This is a genomic window from Brucella sp. NBRC 12953 (assembly GCF_040369775.1).
Lineage (GTDB): Bacteria > Pseudomonadota > Alphaproteobacteria > Rhizobiales > Rhizobiaceae > Brucella > Brucella pseudogrignonensis.
Genome location: NZ_BAABSV010000014.1, coordinates 62,478 through 84,331 on the forward strand (window position 1 = coordinate 62,478; position 21,854 = coordinate 84,331).

Below are 21,854 nucleotides of genomic sequence, written 5' to 3' on the forward strand. Positions count from 1 at the left end.
ATCGCACGCGACAGCGTCATTCGGAATTATACTGGCCTTGCGCCTTTGCCATTCTCAAGCCGGGCTCTATCTATTGCGCAAGACAATCAACCAGAAGACAAGAGCCCGGATGGAGCCTGAACTCAGAATCGATTCCCGTCCTTTATCGGCAGCACAGGAACAGTCGCGCCTACCGGCTCTGGCAGCGATTGCTGCCGCAATAGCCGTGCTTTATTTTGCCAAGGATGTGTTTCTGCCGCTGGCGATCGCGGTTTTGCTAACCTTCATGCTGGCGCCGATCGTCGCGTCATTGCGGCGTCTCGGTCTGCCGCGATTGCCCGCCATTATCGCGAGCGTATCCGGCGGGTTCCTGGTGATCGTGCTGTTTGGTGCGATCCTGGCGTTTCAAGTTTCGGAAGTCGGCCAGAATATTGCGACATACCAGTACAATATCATCGAGAAGATCCGCACGCTGAAAGAGGCAGGTACCGATAATGGTCTGATCAATCGTCTCAATCGCTTCGTTGAACGGGTGGGTGCAGAGATCAACCAGGAGGAAGACAAGGCCCAAACAGCGCCTGGCGGAGAAGAGGTTGAACGCAAGCCAGTTCTGGTGGAAATCTTCGCACAGCGTAATCCGATTGAGACACTTGAGACGGTGGTTGGACCTTTGGTCGGGCCGCTTGCCACGCTCGGTCTGGTGATTGTCGTGGTTGTGTTCATGTTGCTTGAGAGGGAGGAATTGCGCGATCGCTTTATCCGCCTGGTCGGCTATGGTGATTTGCACCGCACCACCATCGCCTTACAGGAGGCGGGAAGTCGAGTCGGGCGTTATCTGTTGACCCAGCTGATGGTCAATATCGCCTATGGTGTGCCATTGGGGATCGGCCTTTGGGTGTTAGGGATTCCCAATGCGCTTCTATGGGGGATGCTGGCAATCCTGTTGCGATTTGCACCCTATATAGGACCGGTGATTGCAGCCATCATGCCGTTGTTTCTGGCCTTTGCCATCGCTCCCGGGTGGAGCCTGCTGCTTTGGGCGATCGGGCTTTTCGTTGTAATTGAGCTGATCTCCAACAATGTCATGGAGCCGTGGCTCTACGGATCGCGCACCGGATTGTCGCCGCTTGCGATCATTGTGGCCGCCATCTTCTGGACCTGGCTTTGGGGGCCAATCGGTCTGGTGCTGTCGACGCCACTCACCGTCTGCCTGGTGGTTCTGGGTCGTTATGTCCCGCAATTTCGCTTCCTGGAGATCCTGTTCGGGGCGGATCCGGTCCTCAACCCCCATGAGCGGCTTTATCAGCGTCTTTTGTCCGGCGATCCGAATGAAGCGACCGACAATGCGCTTGAGTATCTCTTAAAGGCGTTCCTGGTTGAATATTACGGTAGTGTGGCGATACCCGCCCTGCTGATCGCCGAGCAGGATCGGTTGCGCGGTGTTTTGAGTGAAGCGCAATTGAACCGGCTGTCGCAGAGCGCGCGACTGGTCGTCGCCAATCTCAGGCAGATTGCCGAGGAAGAGGAAGACAATGAGGAAGAGGTCGCTGTCGAAACGGCGACGGATGGGGATGAGACACAAGCGTTGCAACTGCCATCCGGTGATGGAAAATCGGTGATCTGTCTGGGGGGACGCGGACCGCTGGATGATGTCAGTGCTGCCATGCTGGCGCAGGTCCTGTCGGTGCAAGGCGCCCGGAGCCAGGTGGTCGATCACCAGCATTCACAGCCCAGTCACCTGCAAAGGGGCGATATCGAGCACGCAACAGCGATCGTGCTGTGCGTGCTTGATCTTGAATCGGCAAATCGTGCGAAATTTCTGTTGCGTCGACTAAGGCGCCTCAATAGGCGTGCTCGGATCGGCGTGGCGCTTTGGCGGAGCGACGGCGGCGCGGATACGGGCGACGAACTGCGGTTGCGCAACGGGATGGAAGCCGACTTCGTGGCATTTGATCTGGCGCAGGCAACGCTTGAATGTCTTTCCGATGCCAAGCCGCAGGATTGGGGAATGCTGCCCGCAAAAATGCTCAGAAAGCGGCCTGCCAGGCCGAAGAGATCAGAGCAAACGCGGGACTGATGTGTCCGTGTGTGAGGTCATGCTGAAGCGATTGACGGGGCGGCTTGCCTGCAACCGCGTTTTATGGCTGGCGGACTGGCTTTGCGCCTTCGGGCAAGCGGCTCCGACGATGTGCGATTGAGCAACTGCGGCAGATGTCGAACCCTGGCTATTGTTGCCGATATCCGCGGCATTTGCCGCAGCGATACAGGGGTCATACGGTGGCAGTAGCGGCGCTAAGCTTGTGATGCTGCATTTTTTCTTGCCCTGTGCGCAACATTGTCTGCCGCGGAAACTCTTTTAAAGTTGTTACTAACATATAGATTTGTTCTATATTTGTCGATAGGATAATTTTCACGCGCGGATTTCCGGATATGTTTATCCTGGTAGAATTGATTGTAAAGAACTTGAAAAAAGCCATGTTTAAGTCGTATTGAGAATGCTTTTTCAAGCTACGTCATGCGAATGGGTCCACAGGGCCGAAGAAATTTTTTAAAGCTATTTGAAGAGATTTCATCGCGAGGTCGATTGCAGTGTTCAAAAATTGTCAGTGCGAGCATTATGTGTTTCATGTCGTGCGTCAGTGCGATACCAATTTTTCTTGCAGGAAGACCGAGGGCGTCGCCAAATCCGGTGACATCTTTGTCGAACTCAAGCAGGTGCCGCCGCTGCGTGGGGTTGAGCCTTTGTGGATTGACGGCATTTCGATACCGCGTATGACGATCGAGCGTTCGATCGCGCAAGGAAATCTGGACGGATTGCTGCTCTCGGGAGAATGGGCGATCACCCGGTTGATGATCGTCTATCTGGAGGGGGTTCTTGCTTTTGCGCAGGACGCCTGCGAGCAACAAAGCATCGCCATTGAAGCCGGTTTCCTGCGTTTGCTTGCGGCAGCGGTTGGCCGCCCTGTGGACGCAGCGTTGCACTGACAGTCATCGCTTTGTTCCTGCGCGGACGTGTTCTGGTGGCGCGCGGCGGTGACTTTGTTTTGGCCGTCGCGCTCAAAGGCTCACCGGCGTGGAGGAGCAGACCGCATAGGGGATAGGCTCGGCCCTTGCCGGACTGTCATTTGGTGGATGCCGCATTGATGATCTGGGCGGCGTTCAAAACCTGCTCGCGCATATGATCATGCAGATCAAAACCGCTCTTGGCCGCAAACCGTGTCAACTCACCGGATTTGACCAGTTCCTTGGGGCTCATGCCGAATTTCTCACGAAACAGCCGGTTGAGGAGTTCGGGGGATTTAAAGCCGCTGAGATGCGCCAGCTGTTTGGCGGTAATATTGCTGTACTGCCCTTTCATCAGGCTCTGCAGCGCGAAATCAAGCCGCTTGTTGCGGATGAAACTGGCAATGCCGCTTTCGGCGTCGAAGATCCGGTACAGATGAGCCCGGGAAATATGGAATCGCTTCTGGATCATCGCAATGCCCAGGCTGGTCGAAGCAATATTGTTCTCGATGAAACGGATAATCTGTTCCTTCATATCGAGATTGACCGGATCGGTTCCGTTGCTGTTCGTGGCGATCTCAGGGCTGCTGCGCAAGGCCAAGGCGATCAGGTTGATGATCGCGTCCTGGGTGGAGGCGCCTTCTTCGGCCGAAAGTTCGGGAGCAATGTTGAGGACGCCCTGCAGAAAATGGGCAATCAGGCGGGTGGCGGGCGCGTCGTTGGCAAGAACAATCCCGTGCAGACTGCGCCAGTTTGCAGCGCGATTGAGGACGTCCCGTGCCAGGATCGTTGTGATGCGTTGTCCGGCACTGGCATGACTGTGGACGGATTGGGTGAGATCGATGATGACGATATCGCCGGTGGCAGCGTCAACCGGCCGCCCGTCAAAGTCACCGCGCAGATCGCCCGAAGTGATATATTGGATCAGATAGAAATCGGACTTCTCCCGATCGATCTGATGCTTGTCGCGCTGATAGCTCTGTTCACTGAAGGTGGTGGATCCAATGGTCAATGGGCCGGCGCTGTAGGACAGGATTTCACCTTGTAACGTGTCCGAGGCGCTGCCATTGGGGGATGCGATCTCATAGATCGGGCGGATGACTGTTCGCCAGAAATCATTTCGAGCTTCGGGGGCGATATCCGCGGTCGATAAATAAATCTTGGACATGCGGCAACTTCCATGAACTAAAATAAGCGCACCTGATATTGGCTTCCAGGTGAAAACAATAATAAGAGCAAGTTTATTGTAGGGCAGCACCCTATAAATTGGCAAGATTTACTTTTAGAACAGGTCCCATAATTAGTTGCTAGATAAATAGGGCATAAGAATATAAACTTTTAGCGAAATATATTATTAGTTTCTAAATAACGATCCGACGCCTGTTCCTGATAGGTTTTCAATTTGACGTTATTTTGCAAGGTCATGGCGGTTGCGACGGGGCGGGTTTTGTCGTGCGTGGTTATGGCAATGACCGTGATGGAGGAAAGGCTGGAACCGCATGCCCGCCAATAGATAAGCACATGCTAAAGCGAGAGCTGGCAACAATATGGCGCTGATGGGGCGGAGCCAACGCCACTGCAGCCCTGCCGGGAAGCATCATTGCACGGCGGGTTCGTGGTGCAATTTGACGTCATCCTGGAAGAAACTGCGTCCGATCACCCGCATATGCGGGTCAACCACATAGTCATGCTCGGCGGGCTGCGGTGCGACCGCTGGCGCCGACGGCTGCGCTGGGATGCTCGCATTTTCCTTGTTGGGAGCGGAGGCGGTCCTGGCCGCCTCTGATATTGCCGGGGCGAGGGCAACCGGAGGTTCTGCGTGTCGTCTCTCAACGTCAACAGGCGCGTGGGCTTTGTGATGAGATGGCGATCGCGGTGATGGATGTGTGTGGTGGTGGAGATGTTTGCTGTGATGTCTAAGCGCGCTATGGGTGGATTTTGTCTGTGGCGTTGCAGCACAGGAAGTCTGCAGCCCCAATCCGCTCTGCTCAGACTGACTTGCCTTGAGCAAATGTTGCAGTTGCGCCTCCTCGCGCTGAATTTGAGCTACCAATGATTGGCTGTGCCGCAGCAGGGTCTGGCAAGAGACGGTCGTGTGGTGCGCCGGGCTCTGGTTGCGACAGTTCAGTCCAGCTACCCGTGTTTGCGTCGCAACAAGAGCGCGGCGCCGTTTTGCTATGCTGTTGCGCAACAGCTGTTCCTGCCGAAGTCTGGCGAGGCGTTGTGGCGTCGAACAGGGCGGATGGGCTGCAGTGACGCAGCCTGTCAGCAGGATCGTCAAGCCAATGAGCGGCAGGCATCGCCAGATGCTTTGCTGTTTTAAGATAGTCTTCACCTCATCCTCCTCATTCCATCAAGGGTACTCCCAGATGCCGCGCCGATCCCGGCATGTCTGGTGCAACGGTGGCGCCCCAAACCGCGCCACCAGGGCAATATCGGACGCCAGGCGGCCCTCTCGGCACCGGTTCTGGTGTTGACCAGACCAAAGCGGCAACAACGACACGCTGACGGCCTGCTTTGCCTCCCATCCAAAGGCGCGCGGCTCGGCAATTGGCGCGGCACGCAAGCTTCATACCGCTGGAAATACCCTCATGAAAATTCTTAAACATCCCGAATAAGGCAGGATAGTAGTCAGACAAAAGAGATTTCGGCAAGATGAAAAAATAAACTCAACAATATAGTTTTTGGAAAATCGCCATATCAACAGTATAAATTAGTTCACGTTGATATTCCGATTAAGCCAGGCGATTGTGGAGGACGGCTGCGTGGCGCGTGCCGATCTCTCGCACACAAGCGGTCCCGACCCTGCAGCCTTGCCGAACAGCGATGCAGCAACCGATTGAAAACCTGCAAAAACATGTGGTCACCGAAGGGGGAGCCTTGCGATGACCACATGATCTTGAAGTCTAAAAACGAATGAAAGATCTAAAAAAGCATAACCTTCGCGCGAGCTCCCACAGCCTGCGAAGATTGCGTCCTATTAAGGAGATCTTGATGAAAAGCAGTATCGGTGACGCTTGGACAAGTTAGCAGGAAATAGCAGAAGATTTAAGTGTCAGGTTATATTAAAACGTCTCATTTAATACCCATATTTGTTGCAGGGATCATCTTGCAGGGGAATTTCGATGGTTTTTGGGGAGGGCGGTGCCGCTCATGTGCGGCTTAACGGCAGAGGCGCAGCTGTCCGATGAGCTGAGCGATGTGCTGATCGATCACCAGGGCGATGCGTGTCTGAGCCGGCAGGGTAGCGGCAGGGGAAGCGCAAGCCGATCCGGATGTCGACCTTGCATGACAGGCTCGAGGTGACCTTTAGGGGTGACCCCAGGCGTTTATTGACCGGTTCTGAAAATCAACCCCGCCTGAGGTCGCGCTCCAAAACACCTTCGCCCCGGAGCCAGTTCAGTTAAACACGAAGACCGTTCCGATCAATCGCAACTCCAGGGGAGCCGATCAGTCTTGCTGCATATGGCGCCCAGCAAGCAGGCCAGCGCGGCGCAGGCAAGGCAAAGAGGTGCAGGCTGTGTTGGTGGTTTATGGTCGTGGCGGCGGGCGCTCGGCCTCACCCTGATTGCAGTCTTGGTGGGGGCAAGACAGAAGTCGATCACCCTCTCATCAAGGTTTTGCGAGGTCGTCGTGAAACAGTTTATGTCTCTTGACAGAAATTCGGCTTCGTCTTATCTGCTGGCCAGTCATCAATCCTATGATTTTTTCCATTTATTAGTCAATTGTAAATTAATAATATCTCGAATACTTAATTCATCTTCTGGAAATTGAAGAAAATTGTGCGCAGACCGCGATTTGTTTCTTGCCTGGTCGAGGGCTCACACTGCAAGTGATTTGAGATGAGCCTGTGAGGCCGAGTCATGCGCCAGAGATCCGCTTTGGTTTTCAGAAGAACGTGGTGTTCGACAATGCTGGTGTCCCTTGTCGTGATTTGCGGGGTGAGCCAGGGGGCTGCTGGGCAGCCATCGGCTCAACACCGCGATCAAGCAGCTGGCAATATCCCGGTGTCGGTGACGATCGCCGAAACCAGCGATTACCATCCACCCCTTGCTTTTTCCGGGGCGATTGCGGCGCGTCAGCTGATCAATCTGTCTTTTCGCGTCAATGGCTTGATCCGCAACCGCTATGTCGAGGTCGGCGAGCACGTGCAAAAGGGCGACGTGCTGGCGATTGTCGATGCCGCGGAACAGCAGGCAGCTCTGCGGGTGGCCCAGGCAGGCACGGTGGCGGCTCAGGCGCAGCTGGTTGAGGCGGACGCCCGCTTTCTGCGGCAGAAGCGTCTGCTGCAACAAGGCTTCACCCGGCGCAGCGACTATGATCAGGCCAATCAACAGCGACAGACTGCTCAAAACACGCTCAGCAGCGCCAATGCCGCCTTGGAAAGCGCCAAGCAACAACTTTCCTACACCCGGCTTTTGGCCCCGCAATCCGGCATCATAACTGCCCGCAATATAGAAAGGGGCCAAGTGGTTGCAGCAGCACAGGCAGCCTTTACCATCGCCATGGATGGGCCGCGCGATGCGGTATTCGACGTACAGGAAACCCTGGTCCATCAAACCGATGTCGGTATGGCGATGCGTGTTTCCTTATTGTCGGATCAAAGCGTGACCACGCAAGGCCATATCCGGGAAATTGCTCCGATCATCGACGCCAAAGCCCAGACGGTGCGGGTCAAGGTCGAAATTCCCGCCGCCTTGTCAAAAATGGCATTGGGGGCTTCCATTACCGGGCAGATTGCCGCGGCTGCTTCACCGGTGGTCATGTTGCCATGGACGGCGATGACCAGTGATGGCGGACAGACAGCAGTCTGGAAAATCGATCCGGATAAAGATGTAGCCCTCCTGGTTCCTGTGAGGGTGCTTGCCTATGAGAAGGGGCGATTTGCCGTCAGCGACGGGGTTGCGGCAGGTGACCGGATCGTGAGTGCGGGCGCGCAATTGCTGCGGCCGGGCGCTGCCGTCACGATCATAGACAGCAATGAGCAGAGATCGGTCGCAAGATGAATGCCAGGATAAGACGCACCCAGACTGGGATTTTGGGTACTTTCGTGCTCGTGAGCGCTTTGCTCGTGGCGGGCTGCGGGCGCAATGAGACAGCAGATCCCCAATCTGAATCCGCGCGGCCGGTGATCTATACGGTTGCCGCGGCAGCGGCGGTCACCGAAACGGGTTTCTCGGGAACAATCGAGCCGCGCTACGCAACGGATATGGCTTTTCGCGTGCTCGGCCGCATCGTCAGTCGGCCGGTCATGGTCGGTGATCGCGTCCACAAGGGTCAGGAGATGGCAGCGCTTGATCCGACCCAGCTGGACCTTGCCGTGCAGTCCGCTCAGGCCGATCTGCGCACGGCACAGGCACAATATGATAATGCGGTTGCCAACGAGAAGCGTCAAGCAATCCTGCTAAAAGGCAACAACGTTGCCCAGGCGGATTATGATGCCGCGCGTCAGGCGCGCGACACGAGTGCTGCGGGTGTTGATAAAGCCAGGGCCAGCCTGAAGAAGGCCGAGGACCAACGCGGCTATGCCGTGCTGCGGCCCGATTATGACGGGGTTGTATCCGCAACCCAGGCCGAAATTGGCCAGGTCGTCGCTGCCGGCCAGACGGTGGTGACCATTGCGCGCCCGGATGTCCGGGAAGCGGTCGTCGATATCCCTGATCATCTCACGCAATATCTGGCGGTGGGAACCCGATTTCAGGTCACCCTGGAAGCTGATCCGACGGTCACCGGGCAGGGACAGGTGCGCGAGGTTTCCCCGCAGGCGGATGCAAGAACCCGCAGTCGCCGGGTCAAGCTCACACTCAGTCAGCCGCCGCAGGGATTTCGTCTTGGTGCGATGATAAAGGCGCAGCCGGCGGTGACCCCGACTGAACGGGCGGTGAGGCTGCCGCTTTCGGCACTTGTCGATACCGACGGTCAGACCAGTGTCTATGTGATCGATCCGCAAAGTCGGATTGTCTCGCGACAGGTCGTGACCGTCGATGCGCGCGATGAAAGGAGCTTCATCACCAGCGGTGTTGCCGCTGGCAGCTATGTCGCCATTGCCGGGGTTCATGCGCTCAAAGAGGGCCAGATAGTCATGCTCAATGAAAAAGGATCGGCGCTGTGAAGAAGGGTTTCAATCTCTCTGACTGGGCGCTCAATCATCGCTCTCTGGTCTGGTATTTCATGCTGGTCTTTCTGGTCGCCGGTCTGGTCTCCTATTTGCATCTGGGTCGTCAGGAGGACCCGGATTTCACCGTCAAGACCATGGTCGTTGAAGCCGACTGGCCAGGAGCCTCGGTGGATGAAACCATCAATCAGGTCACGGACCGGTTGGAAAAGAAGCTGCAGGAACTCGACACGCTCGACTATACGCGATCGGTGACGACGGCCGGCAAATCCGTGGTGTTTGTCTTCCTCAAGGAGACCACACGTGCGAAGGCCGTTGACAAGGCCTGGACCGAGGTGCGGCATCTGCTAACCGATATCCAGAATACGCTGCCCCAGGGCGTGATGGGACCCTATTTCAACGATCAGTTTGGCGATGTCTATGGCAATATTTACGCGTTTAGCGGTGACGGGCTCAGCATGCGGCAGCTGCGCGACTATGCCGAAAATGCCCGAAGCCAGATCCTTACGCTGCCCAATGCGGGCAAGGTCGAGTTGATCGGTGCACAGGACGAGGCGATTTATCTGGAGTTTTCCACCCACCAGATGGCTGCTCTCGGTCTTGATAAGCAAGCAGTGATGAAAGCGCTGCAGGACCAAAATGCGATCACCCCTTCGGGGGTGGTGGAAGCCGGTCCTGAACGCATCAGCGTTCGCGTCGGCGGGCAATTCAGTTCGGAAGCCGATCTGCGCACGGTCAATCTGCGCGTGAATGACCGCTTCTTTCGGTTGTCGGATGTCGCAACGATTACCCGCGGTTATATCGATCCGCCACGCGCAATCTTCCGCGTCAACGGCCAGGATGCGATCGGGCTGGGGATTGGTATGAAGCCCAATGGCAACCTGCTGGAGTTTGGCGCAGCCTTGGACGGGATGATGACGCGGATAACCGGTGAATTGCCAATCGGTGTCACGGTGACGCGGATCGCCGATCAGCCGCAGGTGGTCAAGGAAGCGGTGTCCGGCTTCACCGAAGCGCTGTTTGAGGCGGTGGTCATTGTGCTTGCGGTCAGCTTTATTTCGCTGGGCGTGCGTGCAGGCTTTGTCGTCTCGCTGTCGATCCCTTTGGTGCTGGCGATTACCTTTCTGACGATGCAGATCATGGATATCTCCTTGCAGCGGGTGTCGCTGGGCGCGCTGATTATCGCGCTGGGGCTGCTGGTCGATGATGCCATGATTGCGGTGGAGATGATGGTCGCGCGCCTCGAACATGGCGATCCGATTCACAAGGCGGCGACCTATGTCTATTCCCACACCGCCTTTCCGATGCTGACCGGCACCCTTGTGACCATTGCCGGCTTCATTCCGATTGGCCTCAACAATTCGCAGGCCGGGGAATATACCTACACCCTGTTTGTGGTCATCGCGGTTTCGCTGCTGGTCTCCTGGATCGTCGCGGTTCTGTTCGCTCCCTTGCTGGGTGTCACCTTCCTGCCCAAGACAATGAAGGCGCATGCGCACGAGCCGAGCAAGGCCTTTGAGGCCTTTTCCAAGGTGCTATTGGCGGCCATGCGCCACAAATGGGTGACGATTGCCACCACCATTGCGCTGTTTGTGGTCTCGGTCTTGGGAATGGGGTTCATTCAACGGCAGTTTTTTCCACAATCCGATCGGCCGGAACTGGTGTTGGACTGGACCTTGCCGCAAAACAGCTCGGTCACCGAAACCAGGCGTCAGATGGAGCATTTCGAGCAGACCATGCTCAAGGATAATCCCGATATCGATCACTGGAGCAGTTATATCGGTCAGGGTGCGATCCGCTTCATCCTGTCTTTCGATGTCCAGCCTGCCAATCCCTATTTCGGTGAGATGGTGGTGGTGGCCAAGGATCTTGAGGCCCGTGATCGTCTGCGGGAGAAATTCAATGCCGTCCTGCACAAGGATTATGTCGGCACCGATGTCTATGTGAAATTCCTCGAATTGGGACCGCCTGTTGGCCGACCGGTGCAATATCGCGTTTCGGGTCCCGACATCCAGAAACTGCGCAGCATCGCGCAGCAATTCGCCTCTGTTCTGGGGGCGGACAAGCGACTGGACGTCGTCAATTACAATTGGAACGAACCCGGTCGGGTGGTCCGCGTTGATGTGATGCAGGACAAGGCGCGCAAGCTTGGAATTTCCTCCAAGGATATTGCCACAACACTCAATGGCATCGTGGGTGGCATTGCCATCACCCAGGTGCGCGATTCCATCTATCTTGTGAATGTGATCGCGCGGGCGCAACGTGAGGAACGCGATTCCATTGATACGTTGCAGGAGCTTCAGATCGCGACGGGTCAAGGCACCTCGGTGCCGTTGGCGGCGATCGCCAAGTTCCGCTACGAGCTCGAGCAGCCATTGGTTTATCGCCGCTCCCGCATTCCGACCATCACGGTGGCAGCAGCGATCGCTGATGCCACCATGCCGGATACGATCGTCAAGGATCTTGCGCCCAAAGTGCAAGCCTTCATCGCCAAGCTGCCTGTCGGCTATCAGATCGCAACAGCGGGGACGGTGGAAGCGAGCGGCAAGGGCCAGGGGCCGATTGCCGCGGTGATTCCACTGATGTTGTTTGTGATGGCCACCGTGTTGATGGTGCAGTTGCAGAGTTTTCAGCGGCTGTTTCTCGTGGTGGCAGTGGCGCCGCTGGGACTGATTGGGGTGGTAGCCGCGTTGTTGCCGAGCGGCAAGCCTTTGGGATTTGTGGCGATTCTGGGGGTTCTGGCGCTGATTGGAATTCTGATCCGCAATTCGGTTATTCTGATTGTCCAGGTTGAAGAGGATATCCATGAAGGGCTGCATCCGTGGGACGCAGTCATGAAAGCCAGCCAGCATCGTATGCGTCCCATCGCGCTGACAGCTGCCGCTGCCAGCCTGGCGCTGATTCCCATTGCGCGTGAAGTCTTCTGGGGGCCGATGGCCTATGCCATGATGGGCGGCATCATTGCGGGGACGGCCATCACATTGCTGTTTCTGCCGGCACTTTACGTCGCCTGGTTTCGCATCAAGGAGCCGGTCGCCGCGCAGCCCGAACAAGCCTCTTGTCACCCAGCCGACTAGCACAAAACCGCTCGGGAGCGCGGGAAAGCGCGGAATTGAAGCAAAAGATAAAGTATAATAACGTTATTTAGAAAGATATATTTTGCTCACAATTCTTAAGGCATTATGTATAGTTGTTAATAGTTTGAGTTGTTGCATAAGTGTTACATACTTTGCTTGAGATCGATAATATAAGGTCGGTGCAAATTCGAATACTTAAGGAGTGATTTGATGATTAAGAAAACCCTGCTCGGCGCATCCCTTATTGCGATGATGGCAGTCTCGGGTGCCCATGCAGCGGACGCAATCGTGTCCCAGGAACCTGCACCTTATGCGACCAACGCCTTTTCATTCGGCGGTGCTTACATCGGTGGCGAAATCGGCTGGGGCTGGGCGCAGTCCAATGTAAGCTCTTGGGACATTGATGGTTCGGAGAAATTCAACTCCAACGGTTTCCTGGGCGGCGTTTATGCCGGCTACAACTTCGATATGGGCAACAATGTCATTCTCGGCATTGACGGCAACTTCGATTATAACGATCTGAAGAAGACCCATGATTATGATCTTGGCAACCAGGTCGCGACTGGTTCGAGCAAGTCGGAGCTTGAGTGGTCGGGTGCGGTGCGCGCGCGTGCCGGTTATGCCATGGATCGCTTCATGCCTTATATCGCCGGTGGTGTGGCCTTCGGCGATGTCAAGACCAGCTATTCGAGCGCTGGCTATGACTTCAACAACTCCAAGACCAAGACCGGTTGGACGATCGGTGCGGGTCTGGATTATGCAGCAACCGACAATATCCTGCTGCGTTTCGAATATCGCTATACCGATTTCGGTCACAACGATTTCGATTTCCAGGATGTTTCGCTGCGTAATTCGGTCAAGACCAATGACATTCGCATTGGCGTAGCCTACAAGTTCTAAGAGTTTCACGGTCTTCAAAATTGCAGCCGCCGGAATTCGTTCCGGCGGTTCACTGATTCCGGTGTCCAGGCAGGCTAAGCCGGCACTGTGGCTTGCGGGCTGTGTTGTGCTGCTGCGCCGATTGACCTTTCAAGGGGGCATTGCCAAGAACGCCCGCACATCCGTCTGGTTTCTGATCATCGTGGGGGCTTTGCATGCCGGATTTCTTCATTGTGCTGGAGGTTGCAGCCTTGGGCATTGTCATCATGACGGCGAGCCTTGCGGCATTCATCTATCTTCATGCAAAATAGCGGTAGCGTCGTTTGACGTTGTGTTGACCCCGCAACAATCGTGCCGATCCGCCTTGCGTGCAAAAGCCTGCGGCAAGCACGCAGCATTTTAGGCTATGTTTGCCGCATTTTCGGAGCCTGCGTCTCGCCATGTCGTTTCGCTTTTTTCGCTGTTTGATCGCGCATCTCGAAGACCGGCTCTCCAGCGGCTATCTTGAGGGGAAACTCGACGCCTATCTATGCGAGCAAAGTGATGAAACGATCGGTCGCGCTATGGAGCGGGTGCAATATTATCATCGGACCGATCGGAAATTTGCTGCCTGGCATGGTGAAATGGATATCTGGCCGAAGCCGTCATGCCGCTATGCGGATGATTTCAGGGCCTATCGGCGCCATTTTCCGCCACAAAGCAAGATCCACTATCGGGGCGGGGCGAGAGGTCTGCCTGGTGATTGCCCTACGATTGTACAAAGCCGATCGATCCACTGCGTCAATGAGCGGGCGATCCTCTTCAAGTTTGATGCGAAAGCGGGATTCCCACGCATCCGCGATGGTCGGCGTTTTATGGAGAAGCGAGCGCTGGCGGTCACCGCCGGAGAACCTGATTTGTGTAGTGATCCGCGCGCGGCACAAGATGACGGTGTCGGCCGCGGCAATGTCCGGTCGCAGCGCGGTGGTGGGTGGCGGACCGTGCTCACGCCAGTGCTCTCACGCAAGCAGCTGCTCGAATTTAAGTATATCCTGTTTGATCAGAGCGCGGCATCTCATGGCAATCCCAAATGGATCATGTCGAGCCAGTCGCTTTGCATGATGCCGCAGCCTGCCTATGAGACCTGGTTCATGGAAGGGTGCCTGCGTCCAAACTATCATTTTGTGGCCCTGAAACAGGACCTCTCCGATTTTGAGGAGAAAATAGCCTATTATAGTGATCATCCCTCCGAAGCCGAAGAGATCATTGAGAATGCGAATATCTATGCCGAGCGCTTTGACGATGCCGAAAGTGAACGGCTGATTGCCTGTCTCGTGCTGGTGAAATATTTGTATTTCAGTGGCCAGATCGAGATTTCGGAGCGCGTGAAGAGCTTCCTCCATGATTGAGGCAGCAGGCCCTGTTTGCCCGCAAGGGGCGTGTGGTGAAGATGTATTTCCAACAAGCCCATCCCGCCGGCAAACCCATCCCCATCATGGTCATCGGTGGTCAAACGATCAAGGGGCTTCAACGATGACAGTGCGGTTGTGTTCGGCCATCCCGGCTGCCGGATCGCAATGCCTAACGTTGTTTTCAACGCCATTGCGGACGGCGCGCCTCAGCATCAGCGGGCAGGCAACGGACAGCGTGGCTAAGGCGCCATCACCCAAGTCAGCTGCCGTGGTTGGCGCAAAGAAAATGCCCGGTGACGGGGAGTCACCGGGCAAAGCTTTCGCTAGGAGGAGACAACTGCAACCTGAAGGTTCGGGGTTGGGTGAAAGCACTCCCTGCTGCAATTGTCCTTCACACTATACTTCATATTCTTAAGGTTTGCAACGCATAAAATAAATATAGAGAATTACTAATACTTAAGAAGATAATATAGTTCAATTTTAATCTTCGTCTCAGAAAAGATGAAGCAGGACGGTCAAGCCGCTGGCGGTATGCCCCTATCGCAGGGCGCGTCGTTTGGACCGGTCAGGCAATGACGAAGCGGATTGCGGCGTCAACCGATCCGCTTCGTCACGCGCGCCTGCGCGCAATGATTGCTGTGTCGACGCAATCTGCGTTAGCGACGACGCGACCCCCAACGATTTCCAGGGCCTTCGGCAAAGGGGTGGTGATATCCTGGATGGTCACGCCATCCCGGTCGGTCGCCCCAATGCGGACGGGGTGGTCCCCATCCTGACTGGCAGTTTCGTCCGATACAGCCATTGTAATAATTGGGACCGCCACGCCACCCCGCATAGGGGCGTGGTCCCCAACCCGGCCCCCAGCCTCGACCCCAGCCGGGGCCATCATAATAATTATTGTTGTTGATTGCGGAGCCAATGGCAATGCCGGCGATCAGGGGAATGCCGATGGCTGCGGCGGAGGAGCCGAAATTATCGTCGGTGCTATAGCCGCCGGAAGTCCGCACAGCAATATAGCGTGAGGAGGCCCAGCCATCCATGCCGGCATAACTGACCCGACACCAGCCATAGCCGCTGGTACATCCGGCGACCACAACGCCGACACCGTTCGGAATGCTTCCCAGTGTCCGATACTGTGTTCCTGGTCCGGTGCGCAGATTCAGGCTCGTTGTGACGATTGCACTGGCAGCATAGGCATTGGTTGAAAGAGTAAGTGCTAATATACCGAGTGATGTTGCAAGGGAATGCTTCATGGTAAGACCCTCGTGCAGTTACATGTTAAATATATCATAATATTTATGGCAAAGAGAAGGCGTAAATATTCGAAGTCTATTCGATGGTTAATTCGAAAGAGCTAATAAAGAATATTATATAGAAGACCATAATTCCTTTAATCTTGGGAATGGTTCGATAATCCAAGCATAACGGGGAAGCAAGCAGATGTGCAGTCTCTGCTGCTTGGCATGTGTGGGCCTTGAGGCGCGATGATTTGGCTGTGCTCGTGCACGCGCCTTGGTTTCATCTGCTTGGACGGCTTGCATTCCGTCCTGCGCTCCGACGTCACCTCATCGCAAGCACCGGCAAGAAACTTGCGGTTTTGATTGCGGCGCGGGAAGCAGGAAATGAACCGGATGATAGGATCGGCAACAGGCAGTGCGCGATGGCGCGCAGCTCTTCAGGCAGAAGTAAACAGCCGCTCGCTTGACATGGCGGCCGATTGTGGGGGGCGTCGCCTGGATGGTGAAGGCGGTGTCAGGCGTCGTCGTCGCCGGAGGCTTCTTGCTGATGCACCCGCAGCTCCGCATAAAGCTCGGGCAGATAAACGGGCAGCAACGCGCCATAAATCATCACCATGGATTGCAGGACGTCGAGATGCTGGTTGTGCGCATCTGCGGCATCCTGGGGGACGGCGTGATGCTGTCGCATCATCGAGACAAGGGTCACGATGGAGAGAATGAGACTGCCCATCAGCATCAGGCCGGCGATCAAGGCTAAGGGATGGTTCACACGTTCCTCCTTGCAGTTGTTTCAGGGATGATCGTTGCAATACCGGATGGACTCAATTCCAATCCCATGCCGGTTAGCTTTGGCTAGCAAGAATATCAGGGGGCGTCCGGCTGCCATGTGCTGTTTGTTGTTGCGGGCGCGCAACGAGGACACGCAGATGACTCTAAAATGAGGATCACTAAACTACATCCCATGTTGTTGCGATTGTATTGTTGCTGGTTTTATGATCAATAATAGGCTGTGTTCGTGCCCTCCCAATTGACGACACATTGCCCGGATGCTCCTTTGCCTCCGAAGCGTGAGCATCAGGGCATTTTTGTACTCCTCTCCCAGTTTCGATCCTCTTCCTCCAATTGTTTTCATGCGGCGTTCCCTTTGCTGTTGCGGGCTGCCGGTATTTTGCCCGCGGTCGAAGGGACGCATCGGGCGCAGCGGAGGGGAGGGTATCCGCGCAATCTGCGCCATGCCCCGTTTGCGCTCTGCAACACCCGCAATGTCCGTGTCGCTGGATCCTCTGCATCACGCCTGATCGCGAAGCACCGTCGTAGCGATTGCAACACACGGTTTGACTGCCTTCCTTCTGGTAGAGCAGGCTCTGCGTAGCAATCCCGCCCATTGCCTGATGCTCTTGCCGGGCGGCGTGGCGAGTGGATCGGAACAAGGCCGGTGGCCTGAGCTCGGTCATCGTCTGAGGCAATGGCGGGAAAGAGCGCCTTTCGCGAATAAGCGCAAGGCGGTGCAACGCGGCGTCTTTTCGATGAGGGAAAAGTAACGATGAGACAAAGAAAATTCTTTCTCAGATCGGATCGGCGTTTTATTGGTACGATAGCGGACACAGAAAGAAAAAGAGAGCGAAGACTCGCCATTTGCTTTTCAAAATGCTATTATGAGACAGTATTTATATTAGGGATTATATATATGTCCTATAGCGATTTAAGTACGTTTCAGTGGATTGGCCTATTGTTAATTTATGCTGTTATTATATACATGATAGTGGTCGGTCATCATTCGCGCGGCACCATGTGAGTGAAGGATGTTTAGCGCGGCTGTTTGGGTTGTCTTTTCTGCCTGTTGGCACGGCATGAGCACATCGTAGCGGCGACAGATTTTGCCGAGCAAGAGATTCTGGCTTGGCTTGGGATTGTTATGCTGAACAGAGACCGGGAGACGAGCTGCAGATACTTGGTGTTTTTGGGAAAAATTTTCCAATTCTCGGCGCAAGATAGAACATATGATTGTCTATATTGCCTTTCGGCTCAGCGTCATAAGTATAGACATCTTGTTATTTCAGTCTTCTTCCGCTTGCCGCTTGATTTTTGTCTTTTGTTAAATACAATTGTACAGAACTTCGCTGAAATCCGATCGCGCTTTTAGGGGAGATGCAACTGTCTGCGAGGGGGACGAAGACATGAACCGACTGTTCCTGTCGACGGCGCAAATGGATCCTGATTTCAGGAACGAGTTTTGGCGCACGCTCATTCGGCCCATCTATGAAATCTCGTCTTTTGATGGCGACACCAAGGCCCCGCTTGAAGGCAAGATTGTGTCGTTTTCAACCGGCCCGCTGACGATCGGTGCGACCGCTCATAACCAGCAACGTTATCAGAGAGACAAGCGCCTGATCGGCTTTGGCGGGCTGGATTTCTACATGATCCAGATGCTGACCGGCGGCAGCCTGGTCGGCGATTTCGACGGGCGGGATGTCAAGGCGTCGCTGGGTGATATCGTAATTATCGATCTGGCCCGTACCGTCAAGAGCGAGGCGACGGCGGGGCGACGTTTGACCACGACGCTGCCGCGGCAGGCATTGCAAAAGGCGGTGGGCTGGCAGAATCTTCATGGCTTGGTTCTGCGCAAAGAGACGGCATCGACGCGGCTGATAACGCAATTTCTTGGGGCGACCTTGAAAATTGCGCCGCAATTGACGGCCGACGAGGGTGCCGCGGCGCAGCAGGCGCTCATCCATCTTTTTGCGGCTGCGATCCGTGGCCAGCCGAGCGATCGCTTGAGCCCTGAGGCTTCGGTCCACAATGTCAGTCTCAAGGAAATGATCATTGCCTATATCGATCAACAGGCGCTGTCGCCAAAATTGACGGTGACATCTGTTCAGGACCGCTTCAATATTTCTCGCGCCCATCTGTATCGGCTGTTTGAAGCGGAGAATGGCATTTCCAGTTTCATCAAGGACAAGCGGCTGTCTGCTGTGCTGCGGGCGCTGGCGCGCGGCGAGTTTCGCTATCTCTCGACCAAGCAGGTCGCTTATCAGGCAGGATTCGAAACACCCGAAGCCTTTAGCCGGCAATTCAGGGCGCGCTACGGCGTCAGTCCCAAAGAAATGCTGAAATCGGGAATGGCGTCGGCCCGGGCGATTGAGGGCGAGTTTGATCTTCATTCGCATCTTCGATCGCAACTCATGGCGGCGGCGGGGGCAATCAACAAGGTCCATGCCGGGCGGCAGGCTGGCGATTTCTGAGCCGAGCTCCGTGAAGCCGGATATTTTGACGTCGATCGGCTGTGGTCAACCGGCTATTTGATAACCAATGTCCAAGCCCTTTCTGGTGTCTTTTCGCGCTGCGTTTCAGCGATTTCGTGGTCATTGCCAGAAAAAGAAATGATCAAATTTTTGTGTGTATATCACCACGGATTGAAGAAGGTCGTGACAATCAAACCGTGATTCGGTAAGTAAGATGCAGAAGAAAAGTGTATATTGGAAGTATAAATTAATTAATCCTAATATACGGATATTTCAACATATATTGACCGGCGGATCGGGCTCTTGATGCAAGGCAAGACGCCGATAAGTCAATTGATCATTCAGGAAAGAATTTCTGATCATGAGCTTGAAAAAATTGCTTGGACTTGTCGCGGTCCTGATAGCCGTATTGGCAGCGGGTGCGTTTTACTACTGGCATCGCCATCAGGAGCGTTTTAGCGCGCAGACTGATCTCAATATCAAGAACTTCGTAACCAAGGGGCCATCCTGGTATCCAAGTGGCCACCGGGTGGAAAAAGTCAAAGCCGAAAGCCAAGACTAGGCTGCAGCTTCGCGGACCAAAGATTGATATCGTTCCCCCGGTGACGGCGCTATCATCTTAAGCCTTTCTCGCGCAGGCTTTATCACGGACCGGCTTCGGGCATAGCGGCTGGTATCCGGTCCGATCCCCAGCGAGAACGCGTTTGCGCTGTCTGCCGGAGTGAGCAGGGATTTTGAAAAGGCGGCAGGTGCAAACCTGCCGCCTTGTTGCATTATGGCAATTTTTCCTCGACACCCGCGATGGGCTTGCATGGCTACTGCCTCAATCAAACGGATCCTCCCGAAAATCCAGTCAGGCACAACGATGCGAAGCGGGCGCTGGTAACCGGAATGGATTGCTCATCTGGGCGCAGCCATGACGCACTTCCATGCCGGACGCGTTCCGCGTCAAAGCGTGAGGATGCAATGATGGGCAAATGATGCTGGCAATGTCCAAGCAAAACCAACCCCGCAGGGGTAAGGGGGGCGGGTTGGGTCGTGTCCTTCAATTTGTTCACCGCGCGCCTGATGATCCCGGGGCTCTGTACCATCTCAGCACAAAGTGATTGCCTTGATCTGCGCTTGTGTTTTGGAGGGGCAGGTTGCGCTGTTGGAAGCGGCAGCGCGCGCCTTGTTTGGCGCCTTGTCGATGGCTGCTCTGGATGGAAACTGGCTCCTGGAAGCGGAAAGGCGCCGCCTCGCTTCCGGGCTTGTTGTCTGTGTCAAGCGCAAAGCCGGTCGGATGGGTGTCCGCGTCGCAAGCCTTCACCACCGCACCGACACAAAAGAAAGGGCAGGCAATCAGCCTGCCCGAAACGGCGCGGTCTGTGTGTCAATTGCCTCAACGAGCAAAGCGAGCGTCGTCCGTCGGCTTTGCGCTTGTGAGCCACGCGCCGCTTGATCGCGGCGCGTGTTGATTGTGTTGATGCCTCACCACTTCACTTTGAGACCGACATTGCCTTTGAGTGTATAGCTGTCGGCAAAATGGTTGAGCGCTGTGTTGATGGAGCCTTCGCCATAAAGGGCATATTTGTTGTCGGCCCAGCTGTAACTGCCGCCCATGCCGATGCCGCCCCATGTCTTGTCGGTATCGGTATCGAGATGGGTGCCGGCATAGTTCATGCGGGCATCGCCCAAAAACTCCTGATAGAGATTGGCAATGCCATAAAGGCTGGTGTTGACGAGACGTCCGTCGGAGCCGGTAAAGCTGTTGGCATAGTTTGCCGCAAGGCCCAGACGTCCGGTGAGGCTGTCGCCGTCATGGTTTGAGATGCGGGCGCCATAGCTGTCGGTGAAGCTGTCAAAATCCACCGATGACCACATCAGCTGAGCCTGCGGGGTCAGCGACCAGTTCTCATTGAGCGTGAAGCGCTGGCCGGCTTCCAGGCTCAAGGCATAGCCAAAGCCCTTGTTGGAATTGGCAAGCGTGCGATTGATGGCATCAACATCGAGATCACTGTCATACCAGTTGGCCCCAGCCTGGGCATCGAGATAGAAGCCGGAATTGCCATAGAAGGTGGCATTGGCTCCCAGGCCCCAGGCCTGGGTGTCGATGGTCCCGCTGCCATCGCCGGTCAGATTGTCGATATTGCCATGAGCCTTGCCATACTGGCCGGTGATGCCGGCAAGCAGGCGACCGGTATCGCCTTCATAGAACTGGCCATCAATACCGGCCTGCAGGATGAAGGTGTTGATGTTCTGATTGAGATCGCCTGCGGTCGAGCCGGCCTGAATGCGATTATGCGCGCCTTCAATGCGACCCCAGATGCCGGCCGGGGTGATGTCGGATGTAGCGGAAGCCGATCCCTGGGCCAGAGCGCCCTGGCCGGCCAGACCAGGCTGGCCATCCAGCGCGCGATCGCCGACCCGCTGCTGCAATGTGGGCAGTCTGTTGAGCGCCTGCAGCACGGTGGTATAGGATTCATAGATCGGGGCTGCTGCCGAATAGCGTGGTCCGGTTGGATTGGTCGGATTGGTTGGATCGACCGGATTGGTCGGGTCGACGGGGTTGGTTGGATCGGTCGGATCGGTTGGCTTGGTATTCTGGCTGACCAGATACCAGTTGCCGTCCTGGTTGCCGCTGCCTGAACCCTTCTGCAAGGTATAGGCAAAGGCAGACGATGTCAGGATTGCCTGCTGGCCGTCACGGGTGGTGTAATCGCCATTGAGCGTGAAGCTGCCATTGGACTGACCGCCGATATCGATGATCTTGATGCCGTTGACGGTCTGCGCGCCCAGGCCGCCGCGATTGGTGATGGCAAGCTTGGTGTTGCCGGCCGTGTTGCCACCGACCACCAGCTGATCGGTCTGCGCGCTATCGGTGTCGAGCACTGTTGACATCGCAAGCGTGCCGCCATTGCCGGTATAATCGCCTGAGACATGCAACACCG

Annotated in this window: 14 protein-coding genes; 9 read left to right on the forward strand and 5 right to left on the reverse strand. The window is 55.6% G+C overall.

Features of this window, described 5'->3' with window-relative positions; all coding sequences use genetic code 11:
- Window positions 1-109: 109 nt before the first annotated feature.
- Together ABWV94_RS22565 and ABWV94_RS22570 are read left to right on the forward strand one after the other, a co-directional pair.
- Entirely contained in the window at window positions 110-2,056 is a 1,947-nt protein-coding gene (locus ABWV94_RS22565; RefSeq protein WP_353415434.1) for an AI-2E family transporter, read from the forward strand.
- 512 nt (window positions 2,057-2,568) lie between these two features.
- Complete coding sequence (locus ABWV94_RS22570) at window positions 2,569-2,964, forward strand: hypothetical protein (RefSeq protein ID WP_113496551.1); 396 nt, start codon at window positions 2,569-2,571, stop codon at window positions 2,962-2,964.
- 136 nt (window positions 2,965-3,100) lie between these two features.
- Here ABWV94_RS22570 and ABWV94_RS22575 read toward each other — a convergent pair whose 3' ends face one another.
- Both ABWV94_RS22575 and ABWV94_RS22580 read right to left on the reverse strand, forming a co-directional pair.
- Window positions 3,101-4,150, reverse strand: a complete 1,050-nt coding sequence (locus ABWV94_RS22575) for a helix-turn-helix domain-containing protein (protein WP_353415435.1) — start codon at window positions 4,148-4,150, stop codon at window positions 3,101-3,103.
- Between the two features lie 429 nt (window positions 4,151-4,579).
- Entirely contained in the window at window positions 4,580-5,317 is a 738-nt protein-coding gene (locus ABWV94_RS22580; RefSeq protein WP_353415436.1) for a hypothetical protein, read from the reverse strand.
- A 1,576-nt stretch (window positions 5,318-6,893) separates the two neighbouring features.
- Here ABWV94_RS22580 and ABWV94_RS22585 point away from each other — a divergent pair.
- The 5 genes from ABWV94_RS22585 to ABWV94_RS22605 all read left to right on the forward strand — a co-directional run bounded on the left by ABWV94_RS22585 (window position 6,894) and on the right by ABWV94_RS22605 (window position 14,441).
- Complete coding sequence (locus ABWV94_RS22585) at window positions 6,894-7,988, forward strand: efflux RND transporter periplasmic adaptor subunit (protein WP_353415437.1); 1,095 nt, start codon at window positions 6,894-6,896, stop codon at window positions 7,986-7,988.
- Complete coding sequence (locus tag ABWV94_RS22590; RefSeq protein WP_353415439.1) at window positions 7,985-9,094, forward strand: efflux RND transporter periplasmic adaptor subunit; 1,110 nt, start codon at window positions 7,985-7,987, stop codon at window positions 9,092-9,094. Before ABWV94_RS22585 ends, ABWV94_RS22590 begins: the two co-directional genes overlap by 4 nt.
- Entirely contained in the window at window positions 9,091-12,174 is a 3,084-nt protein-coding gene (locus ABWV94_RS22595; RefSeq protein ID WP_353415440.1) for an efflux RND transporter permease subunit, read from the forward strand. The genes ABWV94_RS22590 and ABWV94_RS22595 overlap by 4 nt, the downstream gene beginning before the upstream one ends.
- Window positions 12,175-12,384: 210 nt before the next feature.
- A complete protein-coding gene (locus ABWV94_RS22600) occupies window positions 12,385-13,074 on the forward strand; it encodes an outer membrane protein (RefSeq protein WP_353415441.1) in 690 nt (229 codons plus the stop codon).
- Between the two features lie 419 nt (window positions 13,075-13,493).
- Entirely contained in the window at window positions 13,494-14,441 is a 948-nt protein-coding gene (locus tag ABWV94_RS22605; RefSeq protein WP_353415442.1) for a glycosyl transferase family 90, read from the forward strand.
- Between the two features lie 659 nt (window positions 14,442-15,100).
- Here the strand turns inward: ABWV94_RS22605 and ABWV94_RS22610 are convergent.
- Complete coding sequence (locus ABWV94_RS22610; protein ID WP_353415443.1) at window positions 15,101-15,697, reverse strand: SH3 domain-containing protein; 597 nt, start codon at window positions 15,695-15,697, stop codon at window positions 15,101-15,103.
- A 499-nt stretch (window positions 15,698-16,196) separates the two neighbouring features.
- Window positions 16,197-16,451, reverse strand: a complete 255-nt coding sequence (locus ABWV94_RS22615) for a hypothetical protein (protein WP_353415444.1) — start codon at window positions 16,449-16,451, stop codon at window positions 16,197-16,199.
- 1,408 nt (window positions 16,452-17,859) lie between these two features.
- Here ABWV94_RS22615 and ABWV94_RS22620 point away from each other — a divergent pair.
- Together ABWV94_RS22620 and ABWV94_RS22625 are read left to right on the forward strand one after the other, a co-directional pair.
- Window positions 17,860-18,924: a helix-turn-helix domain-containing protein gene (locus ABWV94_RS22620; protein ID WP_353415445.1), complete on the forward strand. Its 1,065-nt coding sequence runs from the start codon at window positions 17,860-17,862 to the stop codon at window positions 18,922-18,924.
- A gap of 361 nt (window positions 18,925-19,285) precedes the next feature.
- A complete protein-coding gene (locus ABWV94_RS22625) occupies window positions 19,286-19,486 on the forward strand; it encodes a hypothetical protein (RefSeq protein ID WP_353415446.1) in 201 nt (66 codons plus the stop codon).
- Between the two features lie 908 nt (window positions 19,487-20,394).
- Here the strand turns inward: ABWV94_RS22625 and ABWV94_RS22630 are convergent.
- Window positions 20,395-21,854 (reverse strand): autotransporter family protein (locus ABWV94_RS22630; protein WP_353415447.1); only part of this gene is annotated, 1,460 nt, incomplete at its 5' end.

Excerpts from the sequence above, each read along its gene's own strand:
- ABWV94_RS22565 (WP_353415434.1), top strand. The coding sequence starts at position 110 with ATGGAGCCTGAACTCAGAATCGATTCCCGTCCTTTATCGGCAGCACAG.
- ABWV94_RS22575 (WP_353415435.1), bottom strand. The coding sequence starts at position 4,150 with ATGTCCAAGATTTATTTATCGACCGCGGATATCGCCCCCGAAGCTCGA.
- ABWV94_RS22585 (WP_353415437.1), top strand. The coding sequence starts at position 6,894 with ATGCTGGTGTCCCTTGTCGTGATTTGCGGGGTGAGCCAGGGGGCTGCT.
- ABWV94_RS22590 (WP_353415439.1), top strand. The coding sequence starts at position 7,985 with ATGAATGCCAGGATAAGACGCACCCAGACTGGGATTTTGGGTACTTTC.
- ABWV94_RS22600 (WP_353415441.1), top strand. The coding sequence starts at position 12,385 with ATGATTAAGAAAACCCTGCTCGGCGCATCCCTTATTGCGATGATGGCA.
- ABWV94_RS22605 (WP_353415442.1), top strand. The coding sequence starts at position 13,494 with ATGTCGTTTCGCTTTTTTCGCTGTTTGATCGCGCATCTCGAAGACCGG.
- ABWV94_RS22610 (WP_353415443.1), bottom strand. The coding sequence starts at position 15,697 with ATGAAGCATTCCCTTGCAACATCACTCGGTATATTAGCACTTACTCTT.
- ABWV94_RS22620 (WP_353415445.1), top strand. The coding sequence starts at position 17,860 with ATGAACCGACTGTTCCTGTCGACGGCGCAAATGGATCCTGATTTCAGG.
- ABWV94_RS22625 (WP_353415446.1), top strand. The coding sequence starts at position 19,286 with ATGAGCTTGAAAAAATTGCTTGGACTTGTCGCGGTCCTGATAGCCGTA.